The following is a 21,090-nucleotide window of genomic DNA, read 5'->3' on the forward strand; positions in this document are numbered from 1 at the left end:
TCGCGGGGCGCGGCGACCGGGGTCGGGACCATTTCGGCGTACACGTCAGCGTTCGTGCTGATCGGCGTCGGCCACGTCGAGCGGCCGTTCGGAGAGGCGGTCTCCCGAGGGCGCCGTGGCCCGCGCCGCGGCCCCGGATGTCAGGGAGTCGGCGCAGTGATCGAAGAACAGCCGGGCGACCAGGTCGCCGCGTGAACCGGTGCCCGACTTCGCGAAGATCGACTTCAGGTGGTCCTGCACCGTGTACGACGACACGTGCAGCCGGGCCGCGATCTGCCTGGTGGAAAGGCCCTGTGCCACCAGCTCCGTCACTCGCCGCTCTCGGTCGGTGAATCCGTAGGCGTCGACCATCAGAGGCGCCATTTCGGCAGGGCGGGCCGCTTCGAGCATGACCGCGACCGGCGCCTCCGGCCCGTCCCCCAGCATCGAGCCCCGCACGATCAGCCAGTGACCGACCCGGGTCCGCACTCTGGCCCTGGCCGGTCGGACACCGGCCGACACTGGACCGGGCGCCGAACCGGCAAGGGCGCGGGTCTGGCGGGCGATGGCGGGCACGACCAGCGGCAGCCGGGCGCCGGCCCTGTCACCGCTGCCCAGCTCGTCCAGCCGGCGGTCCGCCGCCCGGTTGGACATGCTGACGCCGTCGTCGGCGTCGAGGACGAGCAGGCCGACGTCACCGTCCCCGTCCCGTGCGCCGTCGAGCAGGAGGCCCCGCCGCACCCCGTCGGCGATCAGTCCGGCCAGCGACGCGACGAACCCGACCTCGGCCGGCGAGAAGTACGGGCGCTTCGCCTCCCGGAACACGGTCAGCAGCCCCCATGTCGACCTGCCGTCCCCGAGCACCGCGCGCAACTCGTCGGAGAAGCCGCCGGGGCGGCGGATCTCCCGCTGGCGCAGGCTGAGGTCGAGATCACCCGCGGTGACGTCGCTCAGGCTCGCCGCCGGACGGTCGGCCCAGGCGAGCCGGACCCCCGGCGCCGGGACACGCGCGCTACGTCACCGGCGGCATCGAATCCTGCGTCGCGCAGGCCAAGGAGGCCGCCGACGGCCGCGACATCCTGCTGCACGGCGCCGCGACCGCCCAGGAGTGCCTCCGCGCGGGCCTGCTGGACGAGATGGAACTGCAGCTGATGCCCGTCCTGCTCGGCCAGGGCCGCCGCCTGTTCGACAACATGCCGCCCGACCACATCGAACTGGAACTGCTCCGTGCCATGGACGCTCCAGGAGTACAGCACCTGCGCTACCGAATCCACAAACCGGCAACCGCTACCTAGGCGGCGGCACGGCCCGGCGCTCCACCGCGGGCGTTCCCCCAAGCTCGTCCAGGAGCCGGACCAGCAGATCCCGATGCTCGGCCAGACGCTTCTCGCCGAAACGCTCGGCGAGCCGCCGATCCAGAGCTGTGCGCGCACCCCGCGCCGCGTCCACCGCGTCCCGGCCCCGAACGGTCAGCCGAACCCGCCGTATCCGGGCATCGCTCGCATCGGGCGTGCGCTCGCAGTAACCGAGCCTTTCGAGCTCCGCCACGACCTTCGAGGCACCTTGCTGGGTCATCGCGAGTCGCGCGGCCAGTTCACCGACCGTGGGCTCACCGTCGATCAGGTGCTGGAAGACGTAACCGTGCGAGAACCGCAGATCACCGAAGCCCTGGTCGGCCAGCTGATCCTGCACCAGTGCCGCGGCGGCCTGGCCGGCGAAGAGGGCGAGCGTTCCGGTGTCCAGCGACCGCGGGTCGAGTGAGGATGCCACGAGACCATTCGACCATTGACAACCAAGGTTGTACAACTACGGTTGTAGACATGCATCGCAACATCGACACCGCGATCCACTACCACCGCGCCGTCTCCGGCTTTGCCACCGGCGAGGAACTCGCAGCGTTCTTCCACCCCGACGCCACCCACCACGAACTGCCCAACGCACTCTTTCCCGACGGCAACGTCCGCGACCTGGCGGGCCTGCGCGCCGCGGCCGAAGCGGGCCGCAAGGGCCTGAGCGCGCAGAACTTCGAGGTGCTCAACGCCCTGGCCATGGGCGACCAGGTCGCCCTGGAAGTGCTCTGGACCGGCACGACCGCGGTCCAGCTGGGCGACGTCCCCGCAGGCCACACCCTGCGGGCCCACATCGCGACCTTCCTCGAATTCCGCGACGGAAAGATTTTCACCCAACGCAACTACGACTGCTACGACCCCCTGAACCCCACCTGACCCCAGGCCCGAACTCCACGACGACGACACAGAGTGCCTTCACCCCATCCAACTATCCTACTCTTGGTAGTACTGTCAGATCATGGCCGATACTCGTGACGGCGCGATCACCCCCCAGGGCAAGCCGCGCAAGCGGAGACGTCGTCCGCCTGCTTCCTCGGGGACGGAGCAGCGGGTGTTGGGGGCGGGTGCAGGCGAAAGCCATGGCAAGACCGTGAAGAAGTCGGTCACGCTGCGCGAGTCCGTCGTAGAAGAGATCGAGGCCCGCACGGGAGCACGCGGTTTCTCCGAGTTCTTGAATGCCGCAGCCGAGCGCCACTTGGCCCTCCTCCAGGCTCAGGAGATCGTGGACGATCACGTCACCCGCCACGGAGAGTTCACACAGGAGGAACTGGCGGAGGCAGAGGCCGCATGGCGGGGCGAGTGACCAGGCCGGCTGCCCTGATCGGTCCGGCATTCGTGTTGGACGCGCAGGGCCTGTCGCTCCTCGCCGACGATGACCGCCGCATGACGGCACGCCTGGAGCTGGCGGTGCGGGAGGAATTCGTGCCCGTCATCAGTGCCGTCACCATCGCCGAGCAGCGTCGCGACGGACAGGCAGGAAGACGGCTCGCATGGTTGCGTTCCAGGCTCACCATCGTTCCTGTCACCGAGGAACTCGCGGACGCGGCTGCCGCCCTGCTGAACTCCACCGGCCTCTCCGGCCACGACTGCGTCGTGGACGCCTTGGTGGTGGCCACCGCTGCCAGCGCCACCGGTCCCTCGAAGGTCGTTTCCAGTGACGGCTCCCACATTCCCGCACTCTGCAAGGACGCCAGCGCGAACCGCCCCTCACCGGTGGACTGGCTCCGAGTCTGAACACTGCTTCATCTACTCGGTCGTGGCGACACCGACCGGATCGATGCGGAGCCTGGACAGGTACCAGCGAAGCCTGTCCGGCTTGGTCCGGACGTCCTGGGCTTCGATCGGTGTGAGTGCACTGATCACCACACGGAAGTCGTTGTCCTGGGCCGCGCGGACCAGAGCCGTGACGCGCCCCGCGCAAGGTCACTCAGCGGGCGCAACGCCGACCGGGCAGGACACGCCCGTTCCGCCGATGCCGCAATATCCTCCGGGGTTTTTATTGTCCGAGAGGTACTGCTGGTGGTAGTGCTCGGCGTAGTAGAAGTCGGTGGCCTTGCTTATCTCAGTGGTTATGGGGCCGTGGCCGGCCTTGGTGAGGACCTGCTGGTAGGCGTCGCGGGAGGCTTCGGCGGCCTTCTGCTGGAGGTCGGTCCTGTGGAAGATGGCCGAGCGGTACTGGGTGCCGATGTCGTTGCCCTGGCGCATGCCCTGGGTGGGGTCGTGGGACTCCCAGAAGGTGCGGAGGAGGTCTTCATAGGAGACCTTGGTCGGGTCGTAGACGACTCGGACGGTTTCGGTGTGGCCGGTCTGGCCGCTGCAGACTTCTTCGTAGGTGGGGTTCGGGGTGTAGCCGCCCTCGTAGCCGGAGGCGGTGGAGATGACGCCGGGGGCCTGCCAGAACATGCGCTCGGCGCCCCAGAAGCACCCGAGGGCGAATTCGGCGATCTCGGCGCCGTCCGGGTAGGGCGGAGCCAAGGGCGCGTCGAGAACCTCGTGGCGCGGCGGCACCGGGATGGGTTCGTCCCTGCCGGGGAGTGCCTTCTCCGGAGAGACCATCTGGGTCTTCGCAAAGCCGAACATGTCCTCAGGTTAGCTCGCGGCGGCCACCGGTCGGCTGGATCTTGTGCCCGGGACCGCCTGGACGGGCTACAGTGCCGGTCGTTGTTCGCCGGAGTCGAGGAGCCTCGTTGCGTCTGGTCAGCGTCACCATGTCGGGTACGGCACTCATCGCGGTGGGGTTGGTGGCCCCGGGGGCCGGGAACGGGCCGGGGCACGATCAGGTGACGGTCGTGCCGGGAATGGCGCGGCCCGGGGAGACGGTGGAGGTTTCCGTTCCCGGGTGTGCCGCGCCGGGACCGGCGACGTCCGAGGCGTTCACCGGGCGGGCCGTGGGCGGCGCCGCCACCGTGCGGCGCGATGCCGTGCCGGACACGTACCCGGTCGTGGCGCGGTGCGGGTCACGGACAGTGATCGGTGAGATGCGCGTGGCGGGGCGGCTCGTCTGGCCGGACCTCCTGCCGACCCAACGGCGCGACAGATGATGCGTCCGGGCACGACCGGCCGCTCGACGAGCCTCTAACCGGTACGCGAGACGACGTAGTCGCAGAGGCCGGTGAAGGCGTCCCGGGCGGGGATGGCGGGGAGGGTGAGGAGTTCGGTGCGGGCGTCGTCGGCCCAGCGGCGCAGGTCGGCGCGGGCGCGGTCCATGGCGGGGTGGGCGCGCAGGAGGGTGAGGGCCTCGGCGTGGAGGGCGTCGTCGGAGAGGTCCTGGACGAGGAGTTCGCGGAGGCGGGCGTCGTCCGGGCCGGAGCCGATGCCGGCGAGGACGTGGTGCATCGGGAGGGTGCGGATGCCTTCGCGGAGGTCGGTGCCGGGGGTCTTGCCGGACTCCTCCGTCTCGGACGCGATGTCGAGGATGTCGTCGGACAGCTGGAACGCGATACCGATCTTCTCGCAGGCCGACGTGACGGTGTGGACGGCGTGCGAGGGGGCCCCGGACAGCAGGGCGCCGAAATGGCCGGAGACGGCGATGAGGGACGCGGTCTTGTCGGCGGCGACCTGGAGGTAGTGCTTGAGGGGGTCGGCGTCGGGGCCGGGGCCGACGGTCTCCTGGATCTGGCCGCGGACGAGCCGGGCGAACGCGCGGGCCTGAACGCGGACGGATTCGGGTCCGAGGTCGGCGAGCAGGTCGGACGCGCGGGCGAACAGGTAGTCGCCGGTGAGGATGGCGACGGTGTTCGTCCAGCGGGAGTTGGCGGACTCCTGGCCGCGGCGGACGGTCGCCTCGTCCATGACGTCGTCGTGGTACAGGGTGCCGAGGTGGGTGAGTTCGACGACGACGGCGGCGGGCACGACGCCGGGCGCGGCGGGGTCGCCGAAGTGGGAGGCGAGCAGCACCAGCATCGGCCGGAACCGCTTGCCGCCCGCTTCGACGAGGTGCTGTGAGGCCTCGGTGAGCAGCGCGTCCTCGCCGCGGACGCAGTCCATGAGCATTTCCTCAACGGTGGCCAGGCGGCCCCTGGCGTCGGCCGCGAGGGCGGCGTCGACGGGAAGCCCGAACGGGCCGGTCTCCTCTACGGCCGGCCCGCCGGACTTCTCAGCGAATGGGTGGCTCACCCAGGACTCCCTACCGGACGAACATGTCGGTCGTGGCTTGTCCCGCAAGGTCCAGAATGGGTTGTGGGAGCACGCCGAGTACAACAGTAGCCGTCACGCCTACCGCGACAGCGACCGCGGTCGCCGGCCCGGCCACCACGACCGGCCCGTCGGGGTCGGGGTCGCTGAAGAACATGACGACGATCACGCGGATGTAGAAGAACGCGGCGACGGCGGAGGCGATGACGGCGACGACGACCAGCGGTGTCGCACCCTCCTCGACGGCCGCCTTGAACACCGCGAACTTCCCGGTGAATCCGCTGGTGAGGGGGATGCCGGCGAACGCCAGCAGGAAGAAGGCGAACACACCGGCGACGACCGGAGAGCGTTTGCCGAGCCCCGCCCACCGCGACAGGTGGCCCGCCTCGCCGCCCGCGTCCCGCACCATCGTGACGACGGCGAACGCGCCGACGGAGGCGAAGCCGTAGGCGAGCAGGTAGAACAGGGTGCTCGACAGGCCGTTCGGGGACGCGGCGATCACGCCGAGGAGCAGGAAGCCCGCGTGCGCGACCGACGAGTAGGCCAGCATCCGCTTAATGTCGGTCTGCGTGATCGCGATGATCGACCCGGCGACCATCGTGAGAATGGCCACACCCCACATGAAGGGCTGCCAGTCCCATTCGAGGGTCTCGAACGCGACGTAGTAGACGCGGACGATCGCGCCGAACGCGGCGACGACGGTGCAGGACGCCATCAGCGCCGTGATCGGGGTGGGGGCGCCCTGGTAGACGTCGGGCTTCCACATGTGGAACGGGACGCCGCCGAGCTTGAACAGCAGCCCGACCGACAGCAGCGCGACGCCCGCGAGGAGCAGGGTCTCGTTGCCGGCGTCCTTGCCGATCTGTGCGGAGATGTCCGACAGCCGCACCGACCCCGCGTACCCGTACAGCAGCGCCACCCCGTACAGGAAGAACGCCGAGGAGAACGCGCCGAGCAGGAAGTACTTGACCGCGGCCTCCTGGGACAGGAGGCGCCGCCGGCGGGCGAGCCCGCACAGCAGGTACAGCGGCAGCGACAGCACCTCCAGTGCCACGAACATCGTGAGCAGGTCGTTCGCGGCCGGGAACATGACCATGCCGCCGACGGCGAACATCATCAGCGGAAACACCTCGGACTGGACGGCGCCCGCCTCGGTGGTGCGCTGCTCGGCCTCGCTGCCCGGCAGGGCGGACGCCTGCGCGGCGAAGTGCCCCTCGACGGCGCCCGCCCGGGCGCCGCCGCGCTCGGCGATCAGCAGGAGGCTGACCAGCGCCAGCACCAGGATGGTGCCCTGCAGGAACAGGGTGGGGCCGTCCACGCCGATCGCGCCTTCGGCGGCGACGTGGTGCGGGTTCTCGCGCCACCCCAGCACGATCGTCCAGGCGAAGGCGGCGGCGAGGCCGAGGAACGCGATCGGCACCTGCGTGGTCCAGCGCCGGCGCCGGCCGACGAACGCCTCGACGAGCACGCCGATGATCGCGGCGCCGAAGACCAGCAGCATCGGGGCGATCTGCCCGTATTCGATGTGCGGCGCGGGGATGTCACCCCCCTGCGCGAGGACCGCGCTCACCTGACTGCTGGTGCTCATGGACGGGCTCCGTTCTCGGCGACGTTACCGGTGATGTCCGGCGCGGGGTCCTGCTTGTCGACCCGGGCCATGGTCTCCTTCACCGACGGGTTGATCACGTCCAGCACCGGCTGCGGGAAGAAGCCCATCGCCACGATGATCGCGAGGATGGGGGCGATGACCCACTTCTCCCGGGCGGACAGGTCCTTCAGGCCCGCGACGGCGGGCACGGCGGGGCCGCCCATGGTCCGCTGGTACATCCACAGGATGTAGACGGCGGCGAGCACGATCGCGATGACGGAGGCGATCGCGGCCCACTGGTAGCGGCTGAACGTGCCGACGATGACGAGGAACTCCGACACGAACGGCGACAGGCCGGGCAGCGACAGGCTCGACAGTCCGGCGATGAGGAACGTCCCGGCCAGGACGGGCGCCACCTTCTGCATGCCGCCGTAGTCGGAGATCCGCGCCGACCGCCGCCGGACGATCATGAACCCGACGACGAGGAACAGCGCGCCGGTGGAGAACCCGTGGTTCACCATGTACAGCGCCGCGCCCGACTGGGCCTGCGACGTCATCGCGAAGATGCCGAGCACGATGAACCCGAAGTGGGAGATCGACGTGTAGGCGATCAGCCGCTTCATGTCGACCTGCCCGATCGCGAGGATCGCGCCGTAGATGATGCTGACGACCGCGAACACGATCACGACGGGAGTCGCCCACCTGGCCGCGCCGGGGAACAGCTCCAGGCAGAACCGGAGCATCCCGTACGTGCCGACCTTGTCCAGGACGCCGACGAGCAGGACCAGCGCGGGCGCCGGGGACTGCTGCGCCGCGTCCGGCAGCCAGGTGTGCACCGGCGCCATCGGCGCCTTGATCGCGAACGCGATGAAGAAGCCGAGGAACAGCCACTTCGCCGTCGTCGGGTCGATGTTCAGCTTCGACAGCTCGTCGAACATGAACGTGCCGTGCCCGACGCCGCCCTCGGCGACGGGCCTGGCCGACAGCGGGTACAGCCAGATGACCGCGACGAGCATCAGCAGCCCGCCGAGCAGCGAGTACAGCAGGAACTTCACCGCGGCGTAGGAGCGCTGCGCGCCGCCGTAGTACCCGATGATGAAGTACATCGGGATGAGCAGCGCCTCGAAGAAGACGTAGAAGACGAACACGTCGGTCGCCGCGAAGACACCGATCATCGTCGCTTCGAGGGACAGCAGCAGCGCGAAGTAGGCCTTCACCGACCGCTGTGGTCCCTCCGCGTGGCCGGGCCCCGCCTCGCCCCGGACCGGGACGTCCACGCCGCCGGACCGGTCGGCCTCGCCCCACGAGCCCAGGATGACCAGCGGGACGAGGATGACCGACAGCAGGATCAGCGTCAGCGCGATTCCGTCGACGCCGAGCGCCCAGTGGATCCCGAACTCCCTGATCCACCAGTACTTCTCTTCGAACTGGAAGCGCGGCCCGCCCGCGTCGAAGCCCGCGGCCATGATCCCGGTGAGGACCGCGACGACGAGGGAGACGCCGAGCGCGAACTGCTTGACCAGCGTCTCCCGCTCACGCGGGATGACGGTGAGCAGCACCGCGCCCGCCAGTGGCAGCGCGATGAGGACGCTCAGCCAGGGAAAGTCGCTCATGAAACGTTCACCACCAGGAGCGCGGCCACCACGAGCGCAGCGCCGAAGGTCATTGAGAGTGCGTAGGAACGGGCGAAGCCGGTCTGGACGCGCCGGAGCCGGCCGGAGGTGCCGCCGATGCCGGCGGCCGTGCCGTTCACGGCGCCGTCGACGCCGCGTCCGTCGAACCAGACCGCGAGCCGGGTCAGCCACTGGCCGGGACGCATCAGCAGCGACTCGTTGAGCGCGTCGCCGTAGAGGTCCTTGCGGGCCGCGACGGTGACGAACGAGCCCTTGGGCGCCTCACGCGGCACCTTCCGGCTGCCGTACTGCCGCCAGGCGATCGCCGCCCCGATGACCATCAGCACGACGGTCGCGATGCCGGGTGCGGTGATCCAGGCGAACTCGTGCTCGTGCTCGGGCGCCCCGACGACCGGCTCCAGGAAGTGGCCGAACCCGCCGAGGATGAGGAACCCGCCCGCGGCGACCGAGCCGCCCGCCAGCAGGATCAGCGGCACCGTCATGACCTTGGGCGACTCGTGCGGGTGGGCGTCGTCCGCCCAGCGCTTCTCGCCGAAGAACGTCATGAACATCACGCGCGACATGTAGTACGCGGTGATGCCGGCGCCGAGCAGCGCGCACGCGCCGAGGATGTTTCCGTGCGTGCCGCCCTCGTTGAACGCCGCCTCGATGATGCCGTCCTTGGTGAACCAGCCGGACAGCCCGGGGAACCCGATGATCGCGAGGTAGCCGAGCCCGAACGTGGCGTAGGTGACGACCATCATGGAACGGAGCGCGCCGTAGTGGCGCATGTTCACGTCGTTCTTCATGCCGTGCATGACGGACCCGGCGCCGAGGAACAGGCCGGCCTTGAAGAAGCCGTGCGCGATGAGGTGCGCGATGGCGAAGACGTAGCCGGCCTTGCCGAGCCCCGCCGCGAGCGTCATGTAGCCGATCTGCGACATCGTCGAACCGGCGAGAGCCTTCTTGATGTCGTCCTTGGCGCACCCGATGATCGCACCGAAGAGCAGCGTGGCCGCACCGACGATCGTCACCACCAGCTGCGCGGTGTCGGACATCTCGAAGATCGGCCCCGCCCGGACGATCAGGTACACGCCGGCGGTCACCATCGTCGCCGCGTGGATGAGCGCCGACACGGGGGTCGGGCCCTCCATCGCGTCCAGCAGCCAGGACTGCAGCGGCAGCTGCGCCGACTTGCCGCACGCGCCGACGAGGAGCAGCAGCCCGATCGCGGTGGCGGTCCCGGTGCTCAGCTGGGACGCCATGCCGACATGCTCGGCGCCCGTGCCGAGGATCGGCTGGTAGTCGATGGTGCCGAAGGTGGCGAAGATCAGCGCGATCGCGATGATCAGCCCCATGTCGCCGACGCGGTTGACGACGAACGCCTTCTTCGCCGCGGTCGCGGCGGTCGGCTTGTGCTGCCAGAACCCGATCAGCAGGTAGGAGGCGAGGCCCACGCCCTCCCAGCCGAGGAACATGATCAGGAAGTTGTCACCGAGCACCAGCAGCAGCATCGCCGCGACGAACAGGTTCAGGTAGGCGAAGAACTTGCGCCGCTCGGGATCGTCGGCCATGTAGCCGACGGAGTAGATGTGGATGAGCGAGCCCACCCCGGTGATCAGCAGCACGAAGCTGATGGACAACGGGTCCACCAGCAGGTCCATGCCGACCTTGAACGCGCCGACGTCGATGAAGTCCCACAGGTGCCGGCTGCGGCGCCGCTCCTCGGCGCCGTATCCGAGCATCTGGACGAACATCGCGACGCCGAGCGCGAACGACGCGACCGACATCGCGACGCCGAGCAGGTGCCCCCACTTGTCGGTGCGCCTCCCCCCGATCAGGAGGATCGCGGCGCCCGCGAGCGGGAGCGCGATGAGGAGCCAGGACGCGGCCTGGATGCCTTCCGCTTTCATCCCAGCCTCTCAGTACTTCAGCAGGTTCACGTCGTCCACCGACGAGGACCTGCGGGTCCGGAAGACGGTCATGATGATCGCCAGGCCCACCACGACCTCCGCGGCGGCCACCACCATCACGAAGAAGGCGATGATCTGACCGTCCAGGTTGCCGTGCATGCGGGAGAACGAGACGAACGCCAGGTTCGTCGCGTTCAGCATCAGCTCGATGCACATGAACACCACGATCGCGTTGCGGCGCACGAGCACGCCGAGAGCGCCGATGGTGAACAGGATCGCCGAGAGCGCCAGGTAGTGCCCCGGACTCATTGACCAGCCTCGCCTTCACGTTCGTTGCCGCCCGCCCGGCCGCCGGCACTGCCGCCGGCGGCCCGCGTCCCGGACTTGACGACGCGCGACTCGGCGTCCGCGTCCTCGGCTTCATCGGTGACGGCCCTGACGTCCCGGACGTTCCGCTCGACCGCCTCTTCCGGGGACGCGCCGTGCAGATCGGCGTGCCGCTCCGACGAGTCGACGCGGGCGGCGATGACCGGGTTGACCGACAGCTCCGACGGTGTCCCGTCGGGCAGCAGCGCCGGCATGTCGACGGCGTTGTGCCTCGCGTAGGTGCCGGGGCCCGGCAGCGGGCCCGGATGGTCGCCGGACAGGAACCGTCCCTTGGACAGGTCCTTCTGCGTCGGCTTCGGCTCGGTGCGTTCCCGGTGCGCCAGCACCATCGCGCCCAGCGCCGCGGTGATCAGCAGGGCGCTGGTCGCCTCGAACGCGAACACGTACTTGGAGAACAGCAGCCGGGCCAGGCCGACGACGTTGCCTTCGGCGTTGGCCTGGTTCAGGCCCGCCGAGCCGCCGAGCGCCGCGTTCGCGAGACCGGCGCCCACCAGGGCGATGAACCCGACCGCGGCGACCACCGCCCAGAAACGCTGGCCGCGGATCGTCTCGACCAGCGAGTCCGTGGAGCTCACCCCGACGAGCATCATCACGAACAGGAACAGCATCAGCACCGCGCCGGTGTAGACGATCACCTGGACGAACGCCAGGAACGGGGCGTTCTGGATCGCGTACAGCGCGGCGAGGGACAGCATCACGGTGGCCAGCAGCAGCGCCGAGTGCACCGCCTTCCGCATGAAGATCATGCCGATTGCGGCGCCGACGGACACGACGGCCAGCAGCCAGAAGAAGAACGGCTCACCGGACTGCTTGTCGGCGACCTCCGCCGCGAGGACGTGCGCACCCGAGAACGAGGCGTTCACTTGCCCTCACCCCGCTTACGGGCCTTCTCGCGCTTGCCCGCCTTCTCGGCCTTGGCGGCCTTCTCGTCCTTGCCCGCCTTCTCGGCCTTGGCGGCCCGCTCCTTCTCGACCGCCTGGTCGACGCTCGCCCGGCCGCCGCCCTCGGACGGGACGGTCGGCGCCGGCTCCTCGGGCTGGAGGCCGAGGCGGTAGTAGTCCTCCTCGGTGTCGCCGAGCCGCATCTCGTGCGGCGGCGTCTCCATGCCCTCGCGCAGCGGCGCCAGCAGCATCTCCTTGGTGTAGATCAGGCTCTCGCGGCTGTCGTCGGCGAGCTCGTACTCGTTGGTCATCGTGAGCGCCCGGGTCGGGCACGCCTCGATGCACAGCCCGCACAGGATGCAGCGCAAATAGTTGATCTGGTAGGTGCGGCCGTACCGCTCACCGGGCGAGTAGCGCTCGTCGGCGGTGTTGTCGGCGCCCTCGACGAAGATCGCGTCGGCGGGACAGGCCCAGGCGCACAGCTCGCAGCCGATGCACTTCTCCAGACCGTCCGGCCACCGGTTGAGCTGGTGCCGGCCGTGGAAGCGCGGAGCCGTCGGCTTCTTCACCTCGGGGTACTGAACGGTCTCGCTCTTCATGAAAATCTGGTGGAACGAGACCCCGAACCCCTTCACCGGGTTCAGGAAATCAGTGAGTCCCACTGGTGACCTCCTCAGGAGGGGTTTTCAACGTGGAAGCCCCGGCCGGGCCGCCGCGGTAGTGGGGCGCGTCCATCGGCGGCACCGGGAACCCGCCGGCGGCCGGGTCGGGCCCGCCGTCCTTGCCCGCGCCCGCGCCCGGCACGATCTCCTTCTCGTCCTCGCCGCCCCGGACCATCTCCCAGAGCACCGTGGCCACCAGCACCACCGCGGCCGCGACCGCGGCGACGATCACGATCTGCCGCATGTCGTAGCCGTCGTTGCGCAGCGCGCGGATGGTGCCGACCAGCAGGATCCAGCCGAGCGAGAAGGGCGTCAGCACCTTCCAGCCGAGCTTCATCAGCTGGTCGTAGCGGACGCGGGGCAGCGTGCCGCGCAGCCAGATGAAGAAGCAGATGAACATGAGCACCTTGGCCAGGAACCACAGCACCGGCCACCAGCCGGAGTTGGCGCCCGCCCACACCGTGGAGATCGGCGCGGGAGCGCGCCAGCCGCCGAGGAACAGCGTGGTCGCCAGCGCCGACAGCGTCGCCAGGTTGATGTACTCCGCGAGGAAGAACATCGCGAACTTCAGCGACGAGTACTCGGTGTGGAAGCCGCCGACCAGCTCGCCCTCACCCTCCGGCAGGTCGAACGGGATGCGGTTCGACTCCCCCATCATCGTGATCACGTACACGATGAAGGACGGCGCCAGCAGGATCGCGAACCACTTGTCCTGCTGCGCGGCGACGATCTCCGAGGTGGACATCGAGCCGGCGAACATGAACACCGCCACGAACGACAGCGCCATCGCGATCTCGTAGGAGATCACCTGCGCGGACGAGCGGAGCCCGCCGAGCAGCGAGTACGGCGACATCGACGACCAGCCGGCCAGCACGATCCCGTACACGCCCATCGACGCCATCGCCAGCACCAGCAGCACCGCGACCGGGAGGTCGGTGCCCTGCAGCGGCGTCTGGTGCCCGAAGATCGACACCGTCGGCCCGAACGGGATGATGGCGAACGAGATGAACGCCGGCACCGCCGCCATGACCGGAGCGAGGACGAACACGACCTTGTCGACCTGGCGGGGGACGATGTCCTCCTTCAGCGCCAGCTTGATGCCGTCGGCGAGGCCCTGCAGCAGGCCGAACGGGCCCGCGCGGTTCGGGCCGACGCGCAGCTGCATCCGGCCGATGAGGCGCCGCTCGAACCACATCGTCATCAGCACGGTCACGACCAGGAACGCGAAGATGGCGACGACCTTGCCGCCGATCAGCCACCACGGATCCGAGCCGAAGTCCTTCAGCGTCGGATCCGCGGCCGGCGCCGCCGCGAGCGGGCTCATTTGCTGCCTCCAGCGTTCTCGTCAGGAGCCTGCGCCGCCGTCGCGCCCGCGAGCACCCCGCTCGCGATCTTGACGATGCCGCCGGCCGCCGCGCCCAGGTCCCGGTACAGCGCGCAGCCGGCCGAGTTGGTCGGCAGCCACACCACCCGGTCGGGCAGGTCGGCGGTCACCTCCAGCGGGAGCGTGACCTCGCCGCGCGCCGCCGACACCGTCACCGCGCCGGTCGCACCGATCTCCGCGGCCGTCGCGGGCGACAGCCGGGCGACCGCGGCCTTCGCGGTGCCCGCGAGGAACGGCTCGCCGTCCTGCAGCCGGCCGCGGTCCAGCAGCAGCCGCCACGTCGCCACCAGCGCCTCACCCTGCCCCGGGTGCGGCGGCAGCTCCTGCGCCACGTCCGGTGCGTCCGGACGCTGACCGCGGTAGGCGCCGAGTTCGGTCAGCTCGCGGCGCGCCGCCTCCGGGCCGGGCAGCCCGAGGTGGACGTCCATCTCGTCGGCGAGGGCGTCCAGCACCCGCAGGTCCGACATCCGCCCGGACGACCTGAGCACGACGTCGAACTGGCGGCCGCGGCCCTCCCAGTCGACGAACGTGCCGGACTTCTCCGCGACGGCCGCGACCGGGAAGACGACGTCGGCGCGGTCGGTGACGGCGCTCGGCCGCTGCTCCAGGCTCACCACGAAGTCGGCGGCGTCCAGGGCCCGCAGCATCGCGTCCGGGTCGGGCAGGTCGTAGGGGTCGACGCCGCCGACGAGCAGCGCCCCGCGCCGCCCCCCGGCCGCCGCCGCGATGATCCCGGCGGCGTCCTCGCCCGCCCCGGAGGGCAGTTCGGCGACGCCCCAGACGCGGGCGACCTCCGCCCGCGCCGCCGGGTCGGTCACCGGGCGTCCGATCGGCAGCAGTCCGGGCAGCGCCCCGGCCTCGACCGCGCCGCGTTCCCCGGCCCGGCGCGGCACCCACGCCAGCCGGGCGCCGGTGAACTGCGCCAGCCGGGCCGCCGCCGTCAGCGCGCCGGGGCTGCCGGCGAGCCGCTCACCGACCAGGATCACGGCGCCGGGCGTCTCCATCAGCGTCCGGATGTCGGACCGGTCGTCGTCGCCGATCAGCGAGCCGAGCGTCTCCGCCTCCGCACCGGGCGCCGTCGGCAGCAGTGTCCCGCCGACCTTGTCCAGCCCGCGGGTCGCGAAGGGGGCGACGGCGTACACCTTCAGCCGGTTCTTGCGGAACGCCTTGCGGAGCCGCAGGAACACGATCGGCGACTCCTCCTCCGGCTCGAAGCCGGCCAGGAGCACTGCCCCCGCCTTCTCCAGGTCGGCGTAGGACACCTCGATGGAGCGTCCCGCGACCGACGAGGCGAGGAACCGCGACTCCTCGTCCGACAGCGGCCGGGCCCGGAAGTCGACGTCGTTGGTGCCGAGCGCGATCCGGGCGAACTTGGCGTAGGCGTAGGCGTCCTCAAGGGTGACGCGCCCGCCGGTCAGGACGCCGGCGCGGCCGTGCGCCGCCGCGAGGCCCTCCGCCGCGATGGTGAGCGCCTCCGGCCACGACGCCGTCTCCAGCTCGCCGTCCTCGTTGCGGACGAGCGGATGCGTGAGCCGTTCCGGCCGCGTCCCGTACGTGAACGCCCAGCGGCCCTTGTCGCAGTTCCACTCCTCGTTGACGTGCGGGTCGTCGCCGGCCAGCCGCCGCGTCACCTTGCCGCGCCGGTGGTCGGTCCGGATCGCGCAGCCGGACGCGCAGTGCTCGCAGACGCTCGGCGTCGACACCAGGTCGAACGGCCGGGACCGGAACCGGTACGCGGTGCCGGTGAGCGCTCCCACGGGGCAGATCTGCACGGTGTTGCCGGAGAAGTAGGACTGGAACGGCCGGTCCTCGGCGATCCCGACCTCTTCCTTGGCGCCGCGCTCGAACAGGTCGATGAACGCGTCGCCGGCGATCTGCTCGGAGAACCGGGTGCAGCGCGTGCACTGGATGCAGCGCTCCCGGTCGAGCAGCACCTGGCTGGACAGCGGGAGCGGCTTCGGCCACGTCCGCTTGGTCTCCAGGAACCGCGTCTCGCCGCGCCCGTGGGACATCGCCTGGTTCTGCAGGGGGCACTCGCCGCCCTTGTCGCAGACGGGGCAGTCCAGCGGGTGGTTGATGAGCAGGAACTCCATGATGCCGTGCTGGGCCTTGTCGGCCACCGGCGAGGTGAGCTGGGTCTGGACGACCATGCCCGGCATCACGGGGGTGGTGCAGGACGCCTGCGGCTTCGGCATCCCGCGGCCGTTGCCGGCGTCGGGAATCTCCACCAGGCACTGCCGGCACGCCCCGATCGGGTCGAGCAGCGGATGCTCGCAGAACCGGGGGATCTGGATGCCGAGCAGCTCGGCGGCCCGGATGATCAGCGTGCCCTTCGGCACCTCGATCTCGAAGCCGTCGATGGTGCAGGACACCATCTCCTCACGCTTCTCCACCGCCGACTTGTCGTCGGTGACGGTCACTTGGCACCTCCCCAGAGGGTGGACTTGGCCGGGTCGAACGGGCAGCCGCCCTGCTCGAAGTGCTGGAGGTACTCGTCCCGGAACAGCTTGATCGACGACACGACGGGGCTGGTGGCGCCGTCGCCGAGGGCGCAGAACGCCCGGCCGAGGATGTTGTCGGAGATGTCGAGCAGGGTCTCCAGGTCCTCTTCGGTGCCCTGCCCGGCCTCCAGCCGCTTGATCATCAGCTTGTACCAGTAGGTGCCCTCACGGCACGGCGTGCACTTGCCGCACGACTCGTGCGCGTAGAACTCCGACCAGCGCAGCACCGCCCGGACGACACACGTCGTCTCGTCGAAGATCTGCAGCGCCCGGGTGCCGAGCATCGACCCGGCGGCGCCGACGGACTCGAAGTCCAGCGGCACGTCCAGGTGCTCGTCGGTGAAGATCGGCGTGGACGACCCGCCGGGCGTCCAGAACTTCAGCCGGTGCCCCTCGCGGACGCCGCCCGCCATGTCGAGCAGCTCCCGCAGCGTGATCCCGAGCGGCGCCTCGTACTGGCCGGGACGCGTGACATGCCCGGACAGCGAGAAGATCCCGAAACCCTGGGACTTCTCGGTGCCCATCGCGGCGAACCACTCCGGGCCGTTGCCGATGATCGAGGGAACCGACGCGATCGACTCGACGTTGTTGATGACGGTGGGCCCGCCGTACAGGCCCGCGACCGCCGGGAAGGGGGGCTTCAGCCTGGGCTGGCCGCGGAACCCCTCAAGGGAGTCCAGCAGCGCCGTCTCCTCGCCGCAGATGTAGGCCCCGGCGCCGCTGTGCACGACGACGTCGAGGTCGTAACCGGACCCGAGGATGTCCTTGCCGAGGTAACCGGCCTCGTACGCCTCCGCGACCGCCTGGTGCAGCCGGCGGATCACGTGCAGGACCTCGCCGCGCACGTAGATGAACGCGAGGTTCGACTTGATCGCGAACGAGCTGATGACGACGCCCTCGATGAGCACGTGCGGATTGGCCATCATCAGCGGGATGTCCTTGCACGTGCCCGGCTCGGACTCGTCGGCGTTGACCACCAGGTAGCGGGGGTTCGGGCTGCTCGGCGGCAGGAACCCCCACTTCATTCCGGTGGGGAAGCCGGCGCCTCCGCGGCCGCGGAGGCCGGAGTCCTTGACCGCCTGGACGATGTCGTCCGGCTCCATCCCGAACGCCTTGCGCAGCGCCTTGTAGCCGCCCTCACGCTCGTAGCCCTCGCGGGTGAACGAGTCGGCCTGGTCCCAGTTCCTGGTGAGGATCGGGGTCAGCGTGGTCACGTGTTCCGCCCCTCCTGGCTGCCGGGCTTCGCCTCACCCGGGATCGGCTCGCCGGGCTCGTGCGGCGGTTCGGCGATCTGCTCCGGCTTCACCGGCTCGTCCGGCCGCTCACGGTCGGCGTCCGCGTCATTCGTGGGGGACGACCCCCCAGACCCCCCGGCAACTGCACTCGGGGGGGCGGCCCACCCGCGCTCCCGCGCGAGTTTGAGGCCGCGCAGCGACTCCGGCCCCGCCTGGACGCCCTCGCCGGCGCGTCCGTCGGGGAACCCCGCCAGCACCCGGGACGCCTCCCGCCACGTGGCCAGGTGCTCCGCGCCGCGCGAGGGCAGGACCCGCTCGCCCGACCGCAGGTCGTCGACGAGCTTCTTGGCCTTCTCGGGAGTCATGTTGTCGAAGAACTCCCAGTTGACCATCATCACCGGCGCGAAGTCGCAGGCCGCGTTGCACTCGATCCGCTCAAGGCTGACCTTGCCGTCCGGGGTGGACTCGTCGTGCCCGACCCCGGCGTGCTCGCTCAGCTCGTCCCAGATCTGGTCGCCGCCCATGATCGCGCACAGCGTGTTGGTGCACACGCCGACGTGGTACTCCCCGACCGGCGCCTGCTTGTACTGCGTGTAGAACGTCACGACGCCCGTCACCTGCGCCGGCGTGATCCCGAGCTGCTCCGCGCAGAACTCGATGCCGTCCTGTGTGACGTGCCCCTCCACCGACTGCACCAGGTGCAGCATCGGCAGCAGCGCCGACCGCGGCCGCGGATAACGGCCGATGATCAGCTTGGCGTCCTTTTCCAGCCGTTCACGAACCTCCGGCTCGTATGTCATCGGTCCACACCTCCCATGACCGGGTCGAGACTGGCCACCGCGGCGATGATGTCGGCGATCATGCCGCCCTCCGCCATCGCCGGTACGGCCTGCAGGTTGACGAAGGACGGGTCGCGGAAGTGGGCGCGGAACGGGCGGGTGCCGCCGTCGCTCACCACATGCGCGGCCAGCTCGCCGCGCGGCGACTCGATCGGCACGTACGCCTGCCCGGCCGGTACCCGGAAACCCTCGGTCACCAGCTTGAAGTGGTGGATCAGCGCCTCCATCGAGGTGCCCATGATGTGCGCGATGTGCCGGGGCGAGTTGCCCAGGCCGTCGGCGCCCATCGCCAGCTGCGCCGGCCAGCCGATCTTCTTGTCCTCGATCATCACGGGGCCCTTGGCGGCCTGCAGCCGGTCCAGGCACTGCCCGACGATCTTCAGCGACTGCTCCATCTCGTCCATCCGGACGAGGTAGCGCCCGTACACGTCGGACGTGTCCTGCGTCGCGACCTCGAAATCGTAGTTCTCGTAGCCGCAGTACGGCTGCGACTTGCGCAGGTCCCACGGCAGCCCGGTCGCGCGCAGCACCGGGCCGGTGACGCCGAGGGCCATGCAGCCGGTCAGGTCCAGGTACGCGACGTCCTTCGTCCGCGCCAGGAACACCGGGTTCGCGTCCAGGAGCTTGCGCAGCGCCTCGATCCGCTTCGGCATCCGGTCGAGATAGTCGCGGATCTTGCTGGTCGCACCGCTCGGCAGATCCTGCGCCACCCCGCCGGGGCGGATGTAGGCGTGGTTCATGCGCAGCCCGGTGATCTCCTCGAACAGGTCGAGGGTGTACTCGCGCTCGATGAACCCGTTGAGCATCACCGTGGTCGCGCCGAGTTCGAGGCCGAACGTCGCGATCGCCACCAGATGCGAGGAGATCCGGTTCAGCTCCATCATCATCACGCGGATGATCTGCGCCCGCTCCGGCACCTGGTCGGTGATGCCGAGGAGCCTCTCCACACTCAGGCAGTACGCCGCCTCGTTGAACAGCGGCGCGAGGTAGTCCATCCGGGTGCAGAACGTGGTGCCCTGCGTCCAGGTACGGAACTCCATGTTCTTCTCAATGCCGGTGTGCAGGTACCCGATGTTCACCCGGGCCTCGGTCACCGTCTCACCGTCGAGCGTGAGGATCAGCCGGAGCACGCCGTGCGTCGACGGGTGCTGCGGGCCCATGTTGACGACGAGCCGCTCGTCACCGGCCTCCTCGGCGCCGGCGACGACCTGGTCCCAGTCCTGCCCGCCGACGTCGAACACGCGGCCTTCGGCCGCCTCCTCGGCGGCGTAGGCGTCGTACTCGGTGTACTTGGTCGAGCTCATACGTACGACCGCCTTTCGTCCGGCGGGGGGATCTCCGCACCTCGGTACTCGACGGGGATGCCGCCGAGAGGGTAGTCCTTGCGCTGCGGGTGGCCGACCCAGTCGTCGGGCATCTCGATGCGCGTGAGCGCGGGGTGGCCGTCGTAGACGATCCCGAAGAAGTCGTAGGTCTCGCGCTCGTGCCAGTCGCTCGTCGGGTAGACCGGTGCCAGGGACGGGATGTGCGGGTCGGCGTCCGGGCAGGTCGCCTCCAGCCGGACGCGCCGGTTGTGCGTGATCGACAGCAGGTGCACGACGGAGTGCAGCTCCGCGCCCTCGTCCTTCGGGTAGTGGACGCCCGACACGCCCGAGCACAGCTCGAAGCGCAGCGACGGGTCGTCCCGCATGGTGCGCGCCACCTCACGCAGGTGCTCGCGCCTGACGAAGAACGTCAGCTCACCGCGGTCGACGACGACCCGCTCGATCGCGTCACCGAAATCGGGCCCCGCCTTCTCCGGGGACGACCCCGGACCCCGCAGTGCGCGCTCCAGCTCGTCGGCGATCACGTCGAACTCGCCGGGCTCGGCGGCGCCGCCCGGCCCGCCGTACGGGCGGGTCGCGGACACCTTCGGGCTCTGCCGGATGACCAGCCCGCCGTACCCGGACGTGTCGCCGGTCGTCTTCGCGCCGAACATGCCCTTGCGGACGATCGGCTGCTCCCGGCGCTCCTCCTCGGTGTGCGCGGGCAGCTGGTCGGCGCTCTGCTCGGCCTTCTGCTCGGGATGTTCGGAACTCATCAGGCCCCCTGTCCGAGCAGCGGCAGCCGGCGGCGCTTGGCCTCTTCCAGCTCGGCGATCTGCTTCTGGCGCTGCGGGCCGAGCTTGGTGTTCTGGATCTGGTCGTGCAGCTTGACGATCGCGTCCAGCAGCATCTCCGGGCGCGGCGGGCAGCCGGGCAGGTAGATGTCCACCGGGACGATGTGGTCGACGCCCTGCACGATCGCGTAGTTGTTGAACATGCCGCCGGACGAGGCGCACACGCCCATCGCGATGACCCACTTCGGCTCGGTCATCTGGTCGTAGATCTGCCGCAGCACCGGGGCCATCTTCTGGCTCACCCGGCCCGCGACGATCATCAGGTCGGCCTGCCGCGGCGTCGCCGAGGCGCGTTCCATTCCCCACCGGGAAAAGTCGTGCCTGGGGTCGCCGGCCGCCATCATCTCGATCGCGCAGCAGGCAAGGCCGAACGTCGCCGGCCACACCGAGCTCTTGCGCGCCCACCCCGCGACCTGCTCGACCGTGGTCAGCAGGAAGCCGCTGGGAAGCTTCTCCTCAACACCCAT

At 70.0% G+C, this 21,090-nt stretch carries 21 protein-coding genes; 4 read left to right on the plus strand and 17 right to left on the minus strand.

Going from position 1 to position 21,090, the window contains the following annotated elements:
• Nucleotides 1-45: 45 nt before the first annotated feature.
• Complete coding sequence (locus ACGFIS_RS16410; protein WP_392905981.1) at nucleotides 46-843, minus strand: LuxR C-terminal-related transcriptional regulator; 798 nt, start codon at nucleotides 841-843, stop codon at nucleotides 46-48.
• A gap of 218 nt (nucleotides 844-1,061) precedes the next feature.
• Between ACGFIS_RS16410 and ACGFIS_RS16415 the strand changes: the two genes are divergently transcribed.
• Nucleotides 1,062-1,274, plus strand: a complete 213-nt coding sequence (locus tag ACGFIS_RS16415) for a dihydrofolate reductase family protein (protein ID WP_392905983.1) — start codon at nucleotides 1,062-1,064, stop codon at nucleotides 1,272-1,274.
• On the opposite strand, the gene ACGFIS_RS16420 is transcribed toward ACGFIS_RS16415, so the two are convergent.
• Nucleotides 1,267-1,749, minus strand: coding sequence for a MarR family winged helix-turn-helix transcriptional regulator (locus ACGFIS_RS16420; RefSeq protein ID WP_392905654.1), 483 nt, complete (start codon nucleotides 1,747-1,749; stop codon nucleotides 1,267-1,269). The genes ACGFIS_RS16415 and ACGFIS_RS16420 overlap by 8 nt on opposite strands.
• A 50-nt stretch (nucleotides 1,750-1,799) precedes the next feature.
• On the opposite strand from ACGFIS_RS16420, the gene ACGFIS_RS16425 reads away from it, so the two are divergent.
• The 3 genes from ACGFIS_RS16425 to ACGFIS_RS16435 all read left to right on the plus strand — a co-directional run bounded on the left by ACGFIS_RS16425 (nucleotide 1,800) and on the right by ACGFIS_RS16435 (nucleotide 3,062).
• Nucleotides 1,800-2,204, plus strand: coding sequence for a nuclear transport factor 2 family protein (locus tag ACGFIS_RS16425; protein ID WP_392905656.1), 405 nt, complete (start codon nucleotides 1,800-1,802; stop codon nucleotides 2,202-2,204).
• 82 nt (nucleotides 2,205-2,286) lie between these two features.
• Entirely contained in the window at nucleotides 2,287-2,631 is a 345-nt protein-coding gene (locus tag ACGFIS_RS16430; RefSeq protein ID WP_392905659.1) for a hypothetical protein, read from the plus strand.
• On the plus strand, nucleotides 2,628-3,062 hold the full coding sequence (locus ACGFIS_RS16435) for a hypothetical protein (protein ID WP_392971466.1): 435 nt from the start codon (nucleotides 2,628-2,630) through the stop codon (nucleotides 3,060-3,062). The genes ACGFIS_RS16430 and ACGFIS_RS16435 overlap by 4 nt, the downstream gene beginning before the upstream one ends.
• Before the next feature lie 189 nt (nucleotides 3,063-3,251).
• Here the strand turns inward: ACGFIS_RS16435 and msrA are convergent, their stop codons facing one another.
• The 15 genes from msrA to ACGFIS_RS16510 form a co-directional block, all read right to left on the minus strand.
• Nucleotides 3,252-3,908, minus strand: coding sequence for a peptide-methionine (S)-S-oxide reductase MsrA (gene msrA, locus ACGFIS_RS16440; RefSeq protein ID WP_392905664.1), 657 nt, complete (start codon nucleotides 3,906-3,908; stop codon nucleotides 3,252-3,254).
• A gap of 495 nt (nucleotides 3,909-4,403) precedes the next feature.
• Nucleotides 4,404-5,321 carry a polyprenyl synthetase family protein gene (locus ACGFIS_RS16445; RefSeq protein WP_392905984.1) on the minus strand — a complete coding sequence of 306 codons (918 nt, stop codon included), beginning with the start codon at nucleotides 5,319-5,321 and terminating at the stop codon, nucleotides 4,404-4,406.
• Between the two features lie 133 nt (nucleotides 5,322-5,454).
• Nucleotides 5,455-7,050, minus strand: a complete 1,596-nt coding sequence (gene nuoN, locus ACGFIS_RS16450; RefSeq protein WP_392971469.1) for an NADH-quinone oxidoreductase subunit NuoN — start codon at nucleotides 7,048-7,050, stop codon at nucleotides 5,455-5,457.
• Nucleotides 7,047-8,663 carry an NADH-quinone oxidoreductase subunit M gene (locus ACGFIS_RS16455; protein ID WP_392971472.1) on the minus strand — a complete coding sequence of 539 codons (1,617 nt, stop codon included), beginning with the start codon at nucleotides 8,661-8,663 and terminating at the stop codon, nucleotides 7,047-7,049. Before ACGFIS_RS16455 ends, nuoN begins: the two co-directional genes overlap by 4 nt.
• Nucleotides 8,660-10,576 carry an NADH-quinone oxidoreductase subunit L gene (gene nuoL / locus ACGFIS_RS16460; protein WP_392905672.1) on the minus strand — a complete coding sequence of 639 codons (1,917 nt, stop codon included), beginning with the start codon at nucleotides 10,574-10,576 and terminating at the stop codon, nucleotides 8,660-8,662. The genes ACGFIS_RS16455 and nuoL overlap by 4 nt, the downstream gene beginning before the upstream one ends.
• 9 nt (nucleotides 10,577-10,585) lie before the next feature.
• Nucleotides 10,586-10,885: an NADH-quinone oxidoreductase subunit NuoK gene (gene nuoK, locus ACGFIS_RS16465; protein WP_392905674.1), complete on the minus strand. Its 300-nt coding sequence runs from the start codon at nucleotides 10,883-10,885 to the stop codon at nucleotides 10,586-10,588.
• Nucleotides 10,882-11,826 carry an NADH-quinone oxidoreductase subunit J gene (locus ACGFIS_RS16470; protein ID WP_392971475.1) on the minus strand — a complete coding sequence of 315 codons (945 nt, stop codon included), beginning with the start codon at nucleotides 11,824-11,826 and terminating at the stop codon, nucleotides 10,882-10,884. Before ACGFIS_RS16470 ends, nuoK begins: the two co-directional genes overlap by 4 nt.
• Nucleotides 11,823-12,443, minus strand: a complete 621-nt coding sequence (gene nuoI, locus ACGFIS_RS16475) for an NADH-quinone oxidoreductase subunit NuoI (protein WP_392971586.1) — start codon at nucleotides 12,441-12,443, stop codon at nucleotides 11,823-11,825. The genes ACGFIS_RS16470 and nuoI overlap by 4 nt, the downstream gene beginning before the upstream one ends.
• Before the next feature lie 49 nt (nucleotides 12,444-12,492).
• The gene (gene nuoH / locus ACGFIS_RS16480) at nucleotides 12,493-13,830 is read right to left on the minus strand and encodes an NADH-quinone oxidoreductase subunit NuoH (RefSeq protein WP_392971478.1); all 1,338 of its coding nucleotides are present in this window, start codon (nucleotides 13,828-13,830) and stop codon (nucleotides 12,493-12,495) included.
• The gene (locus tag ACGFIS_RS16485) at nucleotides 13,827-16,310 is read right to left on the minus strand and encodes an NADH-quinone oxidoreductase subunit G (protein ID WP_392971481.1); all 2,484 of its coding nucleotides are present in this window, start codon (nucleotides 16,308-16,310) and stop codon (nucleotides 13,827-13,829) included. The genes nuoH and ACGFIS_RS16485 overlap by 4 nt, the downstream gene beginning before the upstream one ends.
• Entirely contained in the window at nucleotides 16,307-17,605 is a 1,299-nt protein-coding gene (nuoF, locus tag ACGFIS_RS16490) for an NADH-quinone oxidoreductase subunit NuoF (protein ID WP_358449148.1), read from the minus strand. Before nuoF ends, ACGFIS_RS16485 begins: the two co-directional genes overlap by 4 nt.
• The gene (gene nuoE / locus ACGFIS_RS16495; protein ID WP_392971484.1) at nucleotides 17,602-18,426 is read right to left on the minus strand and encodes an NADH-quinone oxidoreductase subunit NuoE; all 825 of its coding nucleotides are present in this window, start codon (nucleotides 18,424-18,426) and stop codon (nucleotides 17,602-17,604) included. The genes nuoF and nuoE overlap by 4 nt, the downstream gene beginning before the upstream one ends.
• On the minus strand, nucleotides 18,423-19,769 hold the full coding sequence (locus ACGFIS_RS16500) for an NADH-quinone oxidoreductase subunit D (RefSeq protein WP_392905688.1): 1,347 nt from the start codon (nucleotides 19,767-19,769) through the stop codon (nucleotides 18,423-18,425). Before ACGFIS_RS16500 ends, nuoE begins: the two co-directional genes overlap by 4 nt.
• Nucleotides 19,766-20,545 carry an NADH-quinone oxidoreductase subunit C gene (locus ACGFIS_RS16505; protein WP_392905691.1) on the minus strand — a complete coding sequence of 260 codons (780 nt, stop codon included), beginning with the start codon at nucleotides 20,543-20,545 and terminating at the stop codon, nucleotides 19,766-19,768. The genes ACGFIS_RS16500 and ACGFIS_RS16505 overlap by 4 nt, the downstream gene beginning before the upstream one ends.
• Complete coding sequence (locus tag ACGFIS_RS16510; protein WP_392905693.1) at nucleotides 20,545-21,090, minus strand: NuoB/complex I 20 kDa subunit family protein; 546 nt, start codon at nucleotides 21,088-21,090, stop codon at nucleotides 20,545-20,547. The genes ACGFIS_RS16505 and ACGFIS_RS16510 overlap by 1 nt, the downstream gene beginning before the upstream one ends.

The sequence above is a fragment of the Spirillospora sp. NPDC048824 genome, assembly GCF_043198455.1.
GTDB lineage: Bacteria > Actinomycetota > Actinomycetes > Streptosporangiales > Streptosporangiaceae > Spirillospora.